The 11,960-nt window shown below is 68.4% G+C and carries 15 protein-coding genes and 1 pseudogene; 6 read left to right on the top strand and 10 right to left on the bottom strand.

Annotated features, from left to right (window positions below):
• Positions 1 to 76: 76 nt before the first annotated feature.
• The 5 genes from ACZ4N5_RS23705 to ACZ4N5_RS23685 all read right to left on the bottom strand — a co-directional run bounded on the left by ACZ4N5_RS23705 (position 77) and on the right by ACZ4N5_RS23685 (position 3,875).
• Positions 77 to 313, bottom strand: a complete 237-nt coding sequence (locus ACZ4N5_RS23705) for a DUF427 domain-containing protein (protein ID WP_467759055.1) — start codon at positions 311 to 313, stop codon at positions 77 to 79.
• A gap of 436 nt (positions 314 to 749) precedes the next feature.
• Positions 750 to 1,028: a GlsB/YeaQ/YmgE family stress response membrane protein gene (locus ACZ4N5_RS23700; protein ID WP_467759054.1), complete on the bottom strand. Its 279-nt coding sequence runs from the start codon at positions 1,026 to 1,028 to the stop codon at positions 750 to 752.
• Between the two features lie 81 nt (positions 1,029 to 1,109).
• Entirely contained in the window at positions 1,110 to 2,033 is a 924-nt protein-coding gene (locus ACZ4N5_RS23695; RefSeq protein WP_467759053.1) for a YihY/virulence factor BrkB family protein, read from the bottom strand.
• Between the two features lie 320 nt (positions 2,034 to 2,353).
• The gene (locus ACZ4N5_RS23690; RefSeq protein ID WP_467759211.1) at positions 2,354 to 3,013 is read right to left on the bottom strand and encodes a fasciclin domain-containing protein; all 660 of its coding nucleotides are present in this window, start codon (positions 3,011 to 3,013) and stop codon (positions 2,354 to 2,356) included.
• A gap of 406 nt (positions 3,014 to 3,419) precedes the next feature.
• Positions 3,420 to 3,875, bottom strand: a complete 456-nt coding sequence (locus ACZ4N5_RS23685) for an ATP-binding protein (RefSeq protein WP_467759052.1) — start codon at positions 3,873 to 3,875, stop codon at positions 3,420 to 3,422.
• A gap of 310 nt (positions 3,876 to 4,185) precedes the next feature.
• Here ACZ4N5_RS23685 and ACZ4N5_RS23680 point away from each other — a divergent pair, with 310 nt between their 5' ends.
• Entirely contained in the window at positions 4,186 to 4,314 is a 129-nt protein-coding gene (locus tag ACZ4N5_RS23680; RefSeq protein ID WP_467759051.1) for a hypothetical protein, read from the top strand.
• A gap of 176 nt (positions 4,315 to 4,490) precedes the next feature.
• Here ACZ4N5_RS23680 and ACZ4N5_RS23675 read toward each other — a convergent pair whose 3' ends face one another.
• Complete coding sequence (locus ACZ4N5_RS23675) at positions 4,491 to 4,856, bottom strand: PRC-barrel domain-containing protein (protein WP_467759050.1); 366 nt, start codon at positions 4,854 to 4,856, stop codon at positions 4,491 to 4,493.
• Positions 4,857 to 5,432: 576 nt separating this feature from the next.
• On the bottom strand, positions 5,433 to 5,609 hold the full coding sequence (locus tag ACZ4N5_RS23670) for a hypothetical protein (protein WP_467759049.1): 177 nt from the start codon (positions 5,607 to 5,609) through the stop codon (positions 5,433 to 5,435).
• Between the two features lie 178 nt (positions 5,610 to 5,787).
• On the opposite strand from ACZ4N5_RS23670, the gene ACZ4N5_RS23665 reads away from it, so the two are divergent.
• On the top strand, positions 5,788 to 6,249 hold the full coding sequence (locus tag ACZ4N5_RS23665; RefSeq protein ID WP_467759048.1) for an SRPBCC family protein: 462 nt from the start codon (positions 5,788 to 5,790) through the stop codon (positions 6,247 to 6,249).
• Between the two features lie 148 nt (positions 6,250 to 6,397).
• Positions 6,398 to 6,980, top strand: a pseudogene (locus ACZ4N5_RS23660) (DUF4383 domain-containing protein).
• Positions 6,981 to 7,159: 179 nt separating this feature from the next.
• Here the strand turns inward: ACZ4N5_RS23660 and ACZ4N5_RS23655 are convergent.
• Together ACZ4N5_RS23655 and ACZ4N5_RS23650 are read right to left on the bottom strand one after the other, a co-directional pair.
• Entirely contained in the window at positions 7,160 to 7,507 is a 348-nt protein-coding gene (locus ACZ4N5_RS23655; RefSeq protein ID WP_467759047.1) for a hypothetical protein, read from the bottom strand.
• A gap of 704 nt (positions 7,508 to 8,211) precedes the next feature.
• Complete coding sequence (locus tag ACZ4N5_RS23650; RefSeq protein ID WP_467759046.1) at positions 8,212 to 8,568, bottom strand: DUF5133 domain-containing protein; 357 nt, start codon at positions 8,566 to 8,568, stop codon at positions 8,212 to 8,214.
• Positions 8,569 to 8,782: 214 nt separating this feature from the next.
• On the opposite strand from ACZ4N5_RS23650, the gene ACZ4N5_RS23645 reads away from it, so the two are divergent.
• Together ACZ4N5_RS23645 and ACZ4N5_RS23640 are read left to right on the top strand one after the other, a co-directional pair.
• Positions 8,783 to 8,953: a hydrophobic protein gene (locus tag ACZ4N5_RS23645; RefSeq protein WP_467759045.1), complete on the top strand. Its 171-nt coding sequence runs from the start codon at positions 8,783 to 8,785 to the stop codon at positions 8,951 to 8,953.
• Between the two features lie 63 nt (positions 8,954 to 9,016).
• A complete protein-coding gene (locus tag ACZ4N5_RS23640; RefSeq protein ID WP_467759044.1) occupies positions 9,017 to 9,586 on the top strand; it encodes a Dps family protein in 570 nt (189 codons plus the stop codon).
• Positions 9,587 to 9,696: 110 nt separating this feature from the next.
• On the opposite strand, the gene ACZ4N5_RS23635 is transcribed toward ACZ4N5_RS23640, so the two are convergent.
• Positions 9,697 to 10,632 (bottom strand): anti-sigma factor RsbA family regulatory protein, encoded by a 936-nt coding sequence (locus ACZ4N5_RS23635; protein ID WP_467759043.1) that lies wholly within the window; start codon positions 10,630 to 10,632, stop codon positions 9,697 to 9,699.
• Between the two features lie 434 nt (positions 10,633 to 11,066).
• Between ACZ4N5_RS23635 and ACZ4N5_RS23630 the strand changes: the two genes are divergently transcribed.
• Positions 11,067 to 11,948 carry an RNA polymerase sigma factor SigF gene (locus ACZ4N5_RS23630; protein WP_467759042.1) on the top strand — a complete coding sequence of 294 codons (882 nt, stop codon included), beginning with the start codon at positions 11,067 to 11,069 and terminating at the stop codon, positions 11,946 to 11,948.
• The last annotated feature ends 12 nt before the right edge of the window (positions 11,949 to 11,960 follow it).

The raw sequence follows: 11,960 nt of genomic DNA, 5'->3' as shown, positions 1-11,960 counted from the left end.
TCCGGTGATCATCTCAGTACCCCCGCCGGGCTGGGAAGACACGGCCCCGGCCACAGGCGCGGAGGTCGCCGGCGTCTCACCAGCCCCACGTGCCGGGACCGCCCTTGAAGGGCCCGCGGATCTCCGCCGTGATCCATCCGTCGTAGAAGACCGGGGGGTGGCTCGTCTCCAGTACGCGGACGGCACCGGTCGTGTCTGCCACCCGCACGCCCGCGTACTCCACGACGACGCGGCGATCGTCCTCTTCCGCCGACGGTGGCCTGGGACAGTCCCACACCGACTCGGGACTGCGGTGTCCTTGACCCGTTGCCATGACGACTCCCGTCTCACTCGGCACGTCTCGGCGCGCGCTCCCGCCCCGAGGTCCGTGCCGTGTGCGTCTCCTGTCCGAGTCGACGTTCGTCATCATTACCGGGGTCGCCGTGACCGCAGATGCACGATCGGTCCACCTCTTTGTCGTCAGGCGCGGTGATCCCGTCCTCGCCGCGACGGCGGGCCTCACCGTTGAGTCATGACGGCGCACCCCCGAGGCGTCCCGGGGCGCCGTAGGAGTGCTGGCCCGCGGGACTGCTGGTCCCAACCCGCGGCTTGGCGCTCCGGTACCCCTCGAGAGGGGGCACACTCCGAAATCCTCGACCTCTTCACTCGGAGAGGCTCCGTTTCATGACTCACGGCCTGGGGCCGGCACCCGGTACTCCGGTGCCGGCCCCAGGCCGTGAGTCAAGACGCGTCGAAGGAGCCCAGGGCCCCTATGCGTGGCGGTGCGACCGGCGGTTGCCCGTCAGCACGCGGTACAGAACCAGAAGAATCAGCGATCCGACGATGGCGGCGATCCAGGTCGACATGTCGAAGAACCCGTCGATCGAGTCGACGCCGAAGATGACCTTGCCCAGCCAACCGCCCAGCAGGCCTCCGGCAATGCCGATCAGCATGGTGATGATGATCCCGCCCGGGTCCTTGCCCGGCAGGAGCAGCTTGGCGATGGCACCGGCAAGCAACCCGATCAGAATCCAAGCGATGATTCCCACAGTTCCTCCACCGTTCGTCCGTACAAGATGTGACTTCCTCACTCCGTGTGCGCCGTCCCGGCCGGACCAAACCTGCAAGTCTCAAACTGTTGCCCGATTCCTCGCCGCCGCGGCTCCGTTCAGTTCGGCCGTGAACTGCGCGCCGGCCAGCAACGCGAGATTGGACAGCCAGAGCCACACGAGGAAGACGACGAGGCCGGCGAGAGAGCCGTAGAGCCTGCTGTAGGCGCCGAACACGGAGGCGTACAAGGCGAATCCGGCGGAGACCACCAGCCAGAGGAACGCCGCAAGGACGCCGCCGGGCAGGCTGTAGCGGCGACGCCGGGCGGGCGGCGGACCCGTGTGGAAGACGACGAGGACCAGCAGGGCCACCAGGCACATCAGCAAGGGCCAGCGGAGCAGGTCCCATGCCACGGCCACCGTGCCGTCCAGCCCGAAGACGCGACCGGCTGCCTCGGCCACGGGGCCGGTCAGCAGCAGGACGAGCGCGCTCACGAGGAGCAGCCCGAGCAGCGCCAGCGCGGTCAGCACCAGCCGGTGCGCGGTACGCCAGGCCGAGCGGCTGTCCGCCACGTCGTGCATGCGGTGCAGGGCCCTGCGGAACACGGCGAGGTAGCTGGAGGCCGACCAGAGCGCGCTCGTCGCACCGGCGACCAGGAGCGTCCAGGCGGCGGATCGCTGCCGCAGCATCTCCCCGAGCGCCTTGTGCAGTTCCGCCCCCGACTGTGCCGGTGCGTACGCCGTGACATGCGCGATGAACTGCTCGGCGGTGTCCGGACTGAACAGGCCGAAGGCGATGACCGTGACCAGCATGGCCGGCAGTACCGCCAGGATCGCGTAGTACGTCAGCGCGGCCGCCCAGTCGGAGACGTCGTCGTTCCACATCGACACCGGGGTGCGCACGAGCGCCGGCCACCAGAGGTCGGGCAGCCGTGGTCGGTACCGGCGCGGCCGCGGGGGGCGGATGGCCCCGATGGCGCTCTTCGGCCCGGATTCAGCGGACATGGGCGGTCCGACGGGGCCGGCTGCCGACCCGTACGGGGGTGGGGACCCGGCACGGGGCGGCCTCGTCCCGTACTTCCGTGAACATTCCGACAATCGCTCTGCTCATCCCTCACCTCTCACCGACGGTCGGGCCGGCGCCCTCGGCCCCATGTCTCACGGAGCCGAACGGGACTCGGGCGAGTCCTCGTACGCCTTCTGACCGCCGTCGTCGGGAAGATGCATCGCGTCGACCGTGACGTCGACCTCCATGGTTTCCCCCGCCGCGGGAGACGCCTGAGGCCCCGCGGGTGTTGACCGCGGGGCCGGAGCGTGTCGTCGTGTCAGCTCTTGGGCATCAGGACCGTGTCGATGATGTACACGTTCGCATTGGCGGTCTTCACGTTGCCGCACACCACCTTGGCAGAGTCATTCACCGTGTACGACTCCCCCGAACCGCTCGTCGTGAGCCTGCTCTTCTCCAGCGTCTCGAACGAGCCGTTCTCCAACTGCTTCGGCGTCAGCTTCTGGCCCACGACGTGATACGTCAGAATCTTCGTCAACTGGGCCTTGTCCGCAAGCACCTTGTCCAGCGTCGCCTTCGGAATCTTCGCGAACGCGTCGTTCGTCGGCGCGAACACCGTGATGTTCTCAGCGTTGTTCAGCGTGTCGACCAGGCCCGCCTTCTTCACGGCCGCCACCAGCGTCGACAAGGCCGGATTGTTCGACGCCGCCGTCGCCACCGGGTCCTTCGCCATTCCGTCGAACGACCCCGCCCCGTCCTTGGGAACCGACGCGCATCCCGGACCGAACGGCTCCTCGGAGCCCCCTGCCATCCCCGACGAGCCGGCCGACTTCCCGTCCGAGACAGGGGATGCGGCCGATGCCTTCGCCGAACTCGACGCGCCACTGTCCTTGCCACCGTCGGAACAGGCCGTCAACGCGACGGGCAGCACAGCAGCGGCGGCAACGGCCATCGCGAGACGACGGAAACGCATGTTCATGAGGTTCTCCTGTCGGAACGAAGCGGCATTCACGGCGCGCGGCGCGGAGTGCGGGGCGCAAGCCGGGGAATGCCGTGCTTTGCGAGCGGAAATGCCGTGGAGAACGAAAGGGCTGACCTCTGCGAGGCACCGGCCGCGGGCTCTTGGGCCCGCCTCGAACTCTTCGGATCTCGGCTCACACGGGGAATCCGACACAGGGGTCGTCATGGATTGGTCGGCGGACGGGCAATCACCGAGGCGAGGGAAATTCACGCCGGGACCAATCCGGGGCGCGAGCGGCTTCGGATGAGGCGCGCACAGGCGTGCTGAGGCGTCACGAGCCGTGCACGCGGGCCCGCTTCGGACGAAAGGGAGGGATGGAGGTAAGTAGGTAGGTAGGTAGGTAGCGGATGGGCCGGTGTTCGATTCAGGCCAGGGGGACGAACACCCGGATCGTCTTGCCGCCCTCGGGGCGGGGTTCGACGGTGATGGCACGGGAAAAGCGGATGATCAGGGGCCACCCATACCCGTTCGCCCGGTGCGTCCGCGGGATTTCGCCGGTGCCGTAGGCCTGGGCGGGGATGACGTCGCTGTTGTCGCTCACGGCCAGCCGTACGCCGCCGTCGGCCATCGTCGCGTCGAATCCGGCGAGCCCGCCTCCGTGCCGGATCGCGTTCGTCACCAGTTCCGAGACCACCAGCAGCAGGTCGATGACCGCTTCCTGCTCCGCCCCGGCCGCCTTGGTTGCCGCGTGTTCGCGCAGAAGCCACTGGACGTGCCGACGCGCGCTCGCGGCGCTCGTGATCGCGAGGCTCCTCGTCGGCGGTCGGGCGGACGGGGCGGTGAGCGAGGCGAGCTGGGGTGCGTCGTTCTGGTGCGTCATGCCGGTGTCCCTGAGATCGGATTCCGCCGAACCGCCTGCTCCGGGGCTCCGGCCGGCCGGGTTCATCACTCGGTCGCCGGTCCAGGAAGTTCCGACGCTGCCCGGACACTGTCCGCGAGGAGGAAGAAGCCCACGGTCCCTGTCACGTCGAACAGCCTCCGAACGACGTCGCTGAAGGGCCCGCAGACAACCATGAGCGTGCCGCGGGCACGGTGCGCGCGCTGCGCGCTTCGAGGAGGATGTGCAGGATCGACGAGTCCGCGAAGGTCGTCCCCGACGGATCGACCACCGTGCGTGACGGACCCACCCGTTGAGCCACGTCGAGGGCCTCTTCCAGTCGGAACGCGCTCTCGTGGTCGATGTCTCCGCCTACGCGCACGACGAAGGCGTCTCGGGCCGCCCCGAGCGTCACGGTGGCCTCCAACCTTCGGCCATGTGAACACTCCTTCTTGTCCGCTCGTGCAAGGGCACGCTTCCGGCAAGGCAGCACGGAGATCATGTGTCCCCCGTGCGTCTCGACACTGGACCCGAACCAGAACCTGAACGGGAACCCGGTACCTGACGCGTGATCGCGGAGGGTCGCCCGCACTCCGGCGGACGACTCCTCACCACGGCTCATGCGGGCTGCCTCGGCGGGAGGCCTCGGTAATAGTTTCCGACGCTGGACAGGTAAGCGGGATCGAGGGTCTCCCGGTCGGTCTTGAACGCCGGCGCCGATTTGATCTCCTCGCGCGTGCACGCGACCGTGATCTTCTGGGACTCCGTGTCGATTCCGGCGACGACGCCTACGGGAACCAGGACGCTCTTCCCGAACACCCACACGCCGGTGTCGACGACCAGGTGCCGCATCCCCGAATCGTCCACCTGCCGATCCACGTGCCCTATGGTCCCGTCGGTCGCCTCGACGCTGTAGCCGGCCAGTTCGTGCACTTCGGGGTGGTTGAACTCCGTTGCGTACGACCAGATTCTGTCGACCGTCATGTCGTCCTCCGTCAGCTCTCCGGTTCGCCCTGCCGACGACTCGCCCGTGACGAGAACCGGCAGGGGCAGGGCCCGAGGGCGGGAATCCGCCGTCGCGCCGCCTCAGGGCTGCAAATACCCTGCTATCCGGTCTGCATTCGGTGGAACTGCCATGTGAACGCGGCTCTTTGGGCCAGATTGCCCGCGTGCCTCGGCCGCCGGGCGTAGGCCCCGTCAGCCGGCCCCGGGCCGCCGCTCGCCCTTGCTCACTCACAGGGCGCGGTGAGGTGGTCCAGCGTTCCCGTGATCTCCAGCAACCGCTCCAGGCGGGGGGACGCTCGTCGAGTGGAGGCCCACACCCGCCACGTCGGTTCGGCGTCGCATCATCAGCAGGGCGGACAGGCCCATGGAGTCGATGCTGTCGAGACCGGTGCCGGGCACACGGGCCCGAGGCGGCGCGTGCGCTTCGGCCAACCACGCGGGAACCATGTCCCGCAGCCGCGCACCGGTGACCGCGCCGGGGAAGAGGGCTACACGAGCGGGTGGTCCGCCGGGCCGGGGTCACGTTCATCCGTCGACGGGACCCCGCGCCGGCCGTCAGCGCCGACGGCTGCGCGTCGCCCAGCCCGCGCCGACGCCGGAGAGGTGAAGAGCGAGCAGGGCGAGCCCTATGAGCATGACGTTGGTCGACGTGAACACATGATTGGTCGAAACGTCGCCTGCGTTGATCAGGAACGCGATGAACAGCAGTACGGCGGCAGCGATGCCGAGCATGAGGTCTCCCTTGTGATGGCTGAATGTCGAAGCGATGGGGTCCGAATGCCCCGAGAAACCCGCCCGACACTACGTCGCGTGACGAATCCGCTGCATCCGTCCGGCACCCCGGCCGGGAAGTCCAGGGGACCTCCCGCACTGCGGGCGGCGTCTTCGAACTCCGCGAAAGGGAAGTTCCATGGTCGAAGTCGAACGCAGCCTCACCCTGCACCACCCCCTGCCGGACGTGGTGGCCTACCTGGCGGACTTCTCGCACGCGGAGGAGTGGGACCCGGGCACGGTCAGCTGCCGCCCGATCAGGGCCGGCACGCCCGTCGTCAAGGGTGCCGAATGGCACAACGTCTCCACGTTCCGCGGCCGGCGCACCGAACTCGACTACCGGCTGGTCCGGTTCGAGGACCGGCGGCTGACCTTCGTCGGGCGGAACCGGACCGCCACCTCCACGGACGACCTGACCTTCCGGGAGGAGAACGGCGCCACCCTCCTCACCTACCGGGCCCGCATCGAGTTCCGCGGCGTGGCCCGATTGGCCTCCCCGTTCCTGCGCGGGGAGTTCGAGCGCCTGGGAGACGAGGTGGTCCACCGGATGCCAGTGGCGGTGAAGAACCACTTCACCTCCGGCAAAGGCCCGACGGGCTGACATCGCCGCCCCGAGCGAAGCGGCGCGCCAAGGCGGAGCAGGAGGTGCAACCGCGGGGCGGCTCCCTACGGAATAAGGGGCGAAACGCACAGAAGAGGGCACTCGGCGATGCCTGATGATGCCCCTCCCGTACGCGAAGGGACGAGCGATGAAGCTCCAGGACGAACTGCCCGTCGAACCAATTGGCCTCCGTGTACCGGTGGGGTGCCGCCTTCTGCGGGGTGGTCCTGCTTGTTTTCGGCATCCTCGGCTTCGCCGACGAACTCAGTCCGTTCGCCACGAACGGGCAGAGCGTCGCGGGCATGTCGACCAACGGCGTCCTCAGCCTGATCTCCGTGCTGGTCGGCCTCGCCCTGATCACGGGCGGCGTGATCGGCGGAAACGTCGCCTCCACGCTCAACATGGTGGTGGGAACCCTGTTCCTGCTCAGTGGATTCGTCCACATCTTCATCCTCGACCGGCCCGCCAACTTCCTCGACTTCGGCATGACCAACGTCATCTTCAGCTTTGTCATGGGGCTGGTGATCCTGACGTTCGGCATGTACGGGCGGGTGTCGAGCAAGTTGCCGCACGACAACCCGTACTGGCGGCGTCGACACCCCCGCGAAGCCGCCAAGGAATCCCTCGCCCGGCGCAGGCAGCCGGCCCCGGCAGGAGCCCTTCCGGCCGACACGACGCGGCCGGCCCTCCGCGGGTCGGCCGAAGCCCCCGGCGGCCACCGAAGCGGCTGAAGGGGTCACCCCGAGCCGAGCCCGGCTTTCCGACCGTCGACCGGAGCCCGGCTTTCCGACCGTCGACTTGACCGGCGACTGGACCGTCGACTCGACGGACGAGTCGGCAGGAGAGCCGGCGGACGACGAGGGGCGCTTGCCGAGGTGACCCCGGCAAGCGCCCCTCCCAGGCCACTGTTCTAGGAAACGCTCCCGGCTGAGGCCCGTACACCGTCGAGCGCCACCGCGCCCTCCATCGGGCCGGTGGCGCGCCACACGCTCTCGTGATCCTCGGCCAGGCCGAGTTCCGCCAGGCCCTTCAGGTGCCCGAGCACGGTGGAGCGCTGGAAACCCACGGCCTCGCTGAGTTCGGCGATCTCGACTCCGCCGGAGCCGGCTTCCGCCAACCGCTCCCACGTACGCACGGCGTGGCGGCTCAGACCGCTTTCGCCCACCTTCCCGGCCACGACGCCGACCAGCTCCCCGTTCTTGTTCTGCTCGGGAATCGGGGACGGGCCCCGTGCCGCCCGGGTCTCACGCGTGCTCACCTGCTCCCGAACTGCGCGCGGTGATCTCCTCGGTCCGACCGGACGCGGCGTCATGTTCACCTTGCGGTGCCTACGGCCCTTGCGGTGTCGGCTCATCGATTCCTCATCTCCGCCTCGACGATGCTCACAGGAGAAGAACGAGCGGAAGCCGACAAGGTAGTTCAGCCGTTCGAAGGATAGGCGGGCGACGAGTACGCCGGGCACCGCCCGTCCCAGGCCCCCCGGAAGTGCCCTGCGCAGCATCCCCTCGGCACGTCGCGCGGACCGCGTCGACGGCCAAGGACCGGACCGATCCGTGCCACGACGTCATGGGTGCGCCCGCCGGATTTCCTCGCACACAGATCCAGCCACTCCCAGCAGGGATCCAATGCCCGATCTTCCGGCCATCATTGAGCCCTCGCCACCTGAGCGCGGCCGCCGTCGGGACGGGTCCCGTCGACGCGCGCCCCGGTGGCCGGCAGCTCGTCGAAAGCGAAAAGCAATGGCCAACACCTGGTCCCCATGGGCCTGTTCTCCAGTCGGGGCCCTGTCATGACGGCGGCCCGAATCCCAGGGCTGATTCTGCCCCTCGTCTTCCTGTGCGCCTTCGTCGCGGGTCTGCTCCGGTACTGGCGACATCGCGGCGAGTAAGGGCATGAGGTGGGGGCGCCACCCGGGCGGGTGGCGCCCCCACCTCATGAACGCGTCGGGCGATCAGAAGAAGATCAGAGGGGGCCGAGCGTGCCGACGCCCTGGCCGTTCAAAGCCCGCACCTCGGTGTGCGGCCGCCTCAGCGGCGGAGTGACCGCGGGCATCCCGTCCGGCGAGACAGCCGGTGATGTCCGGTTCCCCAGCAGCCCACCGGACTGCGCGTCCTGCCGGTTCCCACCGGCCACGAGCATGGCGTCGGCGGCGACGACGGCGTCGCGCACGCTGGTCGTTCCCGTCATCACACAGAGCGTGTACGTGACGTCCTCCAGCCGACGGGCCGTCTCCAGCGTCTCCTTCTCGGCGTACGCGATCTTCAGGGCCGCGTAACGCGTCAGCAGCCTCCGGACAACCTTCGGGTCGGGCACGAGCACGGCGAGGGCTCCTCTCTCGAGTTTCCGTCCGTGTGCCCGGGTTCACGACGATTCATTCGCAACAGGCGCCCCAGACAACCTATTTGGCTCAACGCCGTCTCCAAGGCGGATTCCCGTCGACTCCACGGCCGCGTGCGGCGCCGAACGGCGCCCCGTGGAAGAGATGTGTGACGCAAACGAAGCAGGGCACTGGAGGCACTGGAGGTTGATACTGATGGTTCCCCTGCTTCTCGTTCTTCTGCTCGCCCTGGTCCTTTTCGGCGCGGGTTTCGCCGTCAAGGCGCTGTGGTGGATAGCGGTCGTCGTGCTGGTCGTCTGGCTGGTCGGATTCGTGGCGCGTCCGGGCGCCTCCGGCGGCAGTCGCGGCCGCTGGTACCGCTGGTAGTCGCGCCACGGACATCCGCGACCGAGAACATCCGCAAGAGATCTGTGTGCGAAGGAAAGGAACATGGCCACTTCCACGACACCGAATTACACGGTCCCCGGCGTCAGCACCCACGACGGCGGCCGGATCATCGACGTGCTGAGCAAGCGGCTGCATGCTCTCAACGACCTTTCACTCACGCTGAAACACATCCACTGGAATGTGGTGGGCCCGCATTTCATCGCCGTTCACGAAATGCTCGATCCCCAGGTGGACCGCGTACGTGACATGGCCGACGACACAGCCGAACGGATCTCCGCCCTCGGCGGGGTTCCGCACGGCACGCCGGGCGCGCTCGTCGCCGAACGGACCTGGGACGACTACAGCGTCGGCCGTGCCGATGCCATCGCCCACCTCGGCGCCCTCGACCTGGTCTACACGGGAATCGTCGAGGACCACCGCACGGCCGTGGCCGAGGTCGGCAAGATCGATCCGGTGACCGAGGACCTTCTCATCGAACAGCTGCGCTCGCTCGAACAGTTCCAGTGGTTCGTCCGGGCGCATCTGGAGAGTTCGGGCGGTTCGCTGTCGCAGGCCGGGGCCCGCACGGAACGCGAGGCGGCGCGATCGGCCCGGCAGGGTACCGCGCAGTAGCGGCGGGAGAAGACGGCGGTACACCTTAGGTTCGGGGTCCGAACCAGGAGAACCGGTTCGGACCCCGAACCTAAGGTGTACCGGCGCGGGATGCCGTCACACGAACGCTGTCAGGTGCGGGCGATGTAGCTGCGCACGGTCGTGCCGGAGTCATGGGTGTGCACACGGACGAGGTCCGAGATGAAATGCACGAGGAACAGGCCCCGTCCGCCGATCTGATCGGGGCGGACGGGATGCCTGCCCGCCAGCGGATCCCTCAGCCGCCCCTCGTCCCGGACCTCGCACACGATCTGCTCGCTCTCGGCCCAGATCCTCAGGATTCCCGAACCGCCCCCGTGCACCACGCTGTTGGTCGTCAGCTCGGCGACGACGAGGTTCAGATCCTGTAGCCGGGCCCGTGTCATCCCGCGCTCGCGGGCCTCGCTCAACGCGAAGTCGCGGGCAGCGGGCAGCAGTTCCGCGTCGAAGCGGACCGTCCCCGCTCCCGGAGGATGTCGCAGCGCTTCGTTGTAGCGCGCCAGCACTCCGTCAGGGTCGTAGGACGGGCTGACGCTCGGGCCGCCGCCGCTGATCACGACGGGGTGTGTGGCATGGGCGTCGGCGATCACGTCGTCGGAGAGGGCTCGCGCGTCGTAGGGACAGAGGATGGTCACGTCCCGTCCGCCGAACGCCGTGTTGATCAAGGCTTCGTGCTGCACGCAGGCGGGGTACTCCGCCGCCGTGCGGCCGTCCCAGATGGGTTCGCCGATGATCCGGACATGAACGCCCTGATGGGCGTCGGCGAACGCGCGCAGGACGGCGGGGATGATCCGGCCCGGGTTCCGGCCGGCCTGCGTCATGTCGATCCAGCGGACGCCGTCGCCGGACGATCCCAGCGCGCCTCGGATGAGCTCCAGTCGTGGGGCGGGAACGGCCACCGCCACCGGTTCCCCGGCGGCTACGCCGTCCGACACGAAACGCGTCGTCCCTTCCACGTACTCACGGTCGTCGCGGTAGATGAGCGCGGGGTGGACGAAGGGTTCGCCGCGGAGTGCCGCCGTCGTCATGCCACGACCACCGCGCCCCGGGGCCCGCGTCCGGCGAGCGGTCCCGCATCGAGGCACACCACAAGGAAGAGCGTCTGCGCTCCGTCCACTCGCTGTTCAATGCCCACGGACTCACCCCGAAACCCATTTTACGTGGCCGCCTCGGCCCTGGGGCACGCCCCCGGACGCGACGGCACTACCCCGTCGGCCCCGCCCCGTCCTTCCTCACCTGCCCCAGGTTCCCCGCCGGAACCATCAGAAGCCCAGTTCGAAATTGATGCCGCCGCTCCGCATCCGAACGGTGTCCGCGGACAGAAGTACACCCTGACCCCGGCGCCGGGAGAAGCGGGACGCACGCGTTGCGAAGATTCTCGGCATCGGGGCGGCATGAGCGGTGTGAAGCAGGGCAGACGGGCTCTGTCATCAATTCCTTCGGACGATTTGGGGTGGACGGCATGGCGGCCGTGGCGACAGCGAAGGCAACGGACACGGCATACCAGGCAGCGACGGCCGAAGGGGGCGTCCTTCCGCAGATCGACGAGCCGCTGAAGATCAGCCCGAAGGACGCGCGCGAGCTCTCCCGCCAGTTCTTCGACCGGCTCTCCGTTCTGGAGGAGGGCACGCACGAATACCAGTACGCGCGCAATACCCTCATCGAGATGAATCTCTCCCTCGTCCGGTACGCGGCAGCGCGCTTCCGCAGCCGGAGCCAGGGTGAGATGGAGGACATCGTCCAGGTCGGCACGATCGGGCTCATCAAGGCCATCGACCGCTTCGAACTCACCCGCGAAGTCGAGTTCACCTCCTTCGCGGTCCCCTACATCGTCGGTGAGATCAAGCGCTTCTTCCGTGACACGAGCTGGGCCGTCCACGTGCCCCGCCGTCTGCAGGAGGCCCGCGTCGAACTCGCCAAGGCGACGGAGGAACTGCGGACCCGCCTCGGCCGTACGCCCACCACACGTGAACTGTCCGAGCTGATGTGTCTGTCCGAGGAAGAGGTCATCGAGGCCCGCAAGGCGTCGAACGGCTACAACTCCTCGTCCCTCGACGCCGCTCTCACGGCCGACGGCGGCGCGGACGGCGAGGCCGTCCTCGCGGACTTCATCGGCGAGGAGGACGCCTCGCTGGAACTGGTCGAGGACTTCAACTCCCTGGCCCCGCTGATCGCCGAACTCGACGACCGTCAGCGCCGGATCATTCACCTGCGCTTCGTCGAGGAGCGCACCCAGGCGCAGATCGGCGAGGAGCTCGGCATCTCACAGATGCATGTCTCCCGGCTGATCACCCGCATCATCAAGCGTCTGCGGACGGGGCTGCTCGATCCCTCCATCGCCTGACACACGGCACGG

Source organism: Streptomyces sp. NPDC026500 (genome assembly GCF_055567635.1).
The sequence above is the reverse complement of the archived record's forward strand: the minus strand, read 5'-3'. Positions and strand labels throughout refer to the sequence as shown.

What these genes read in the sequence shown, in the direction of transcription:
- ACZ4N5_RS23675 (WP_467759050.1), bottom strand. Translation starts at nt 4,856, where the DNA reads ATGACGGTCGACAGAATCTGGTCGTACGCAACGGAGTTCAACCACCCC.
- ACZ4N5_RS23685 (WP_467759052.1), bottom strand. Translation starts at nt 3,875, where the DNA reads ATGACGCACCAGAACGACGCACCCCAGCTCGCCTCGCTCACCGCCCCG.
- ACZ4N5_RS23635 (WP_467759043.1), bottom strand. Translation starts at nt 10,632, where the DNA reads ATGACGACGGCGGCACTCCGCGGCGAACCCTTCGTCCACCCCGCGCTC.
- ACZ4N5_RS23665 (WP_467759048.1), top strand. Translation starts at nt 5,788, where the DNA reads ATGGTCGAAGTCGAACGCAGCCTCACCCTGCACCACCCCCTGCCGGAC.
- ACZ4N5_RS23640 (WP_467759044.1), top strand. Translation starts at nt 9,017, where the DNA reads ATGGCCACTTCCACGACACCGAATTACACGGTCCCCGGCGTCAGCACC.
- ACZ4N5_RS23630 (WP_467759042.1), top strand. Translation starts at nt 11,067, where the DNA reads ATGGCGGCCGTGGCGACAGCGAAGGCAACGGACACGGCATACCAGGCA.
- ACZ4N5_RS23695 (WP_467759053.1), bottom strand. Translation starts at nt 2,033, where the DNA reads ATGTCCGCTGAATCCGGGCCGAAGAGCGCCATCGGGGCCATCCGCCCC.
- ACZ4N5_RS23690 (WP_467759211.1), bottom strand. Translation starts at nt 3,013, where the DNA reads ATGAACATGCGTTTCCGTCGTCTCGCGATGGCCGTTGCCGCCGCTGCT.
- ACZ4N5_RS23705 (WP_467759055.1), bottom strand. Translation starts at nt 313, where the DNA reads ATGGCAACGGGTCAAGGACACCGCAGTCCCGAGTCGGTGTGGGACTGT.
- ACZ4N5_RS23670 (WP_467759049.1), bottom strand. Translation starts at nt 5,609, where the DNA reads ATGCTCGGCATCGCTGCCGCCGTACTGCTGTTCATCGCGTTCCTGATC.
- ACZ4N5_RS23645 (WP_467759045.1), top strand. Translation starts at nt 8,783, where the DNA reads ATGGTTCCCCTGCTTCTCGTTCTTCTGCTCGCCCTGGTCCTTTTCGGC.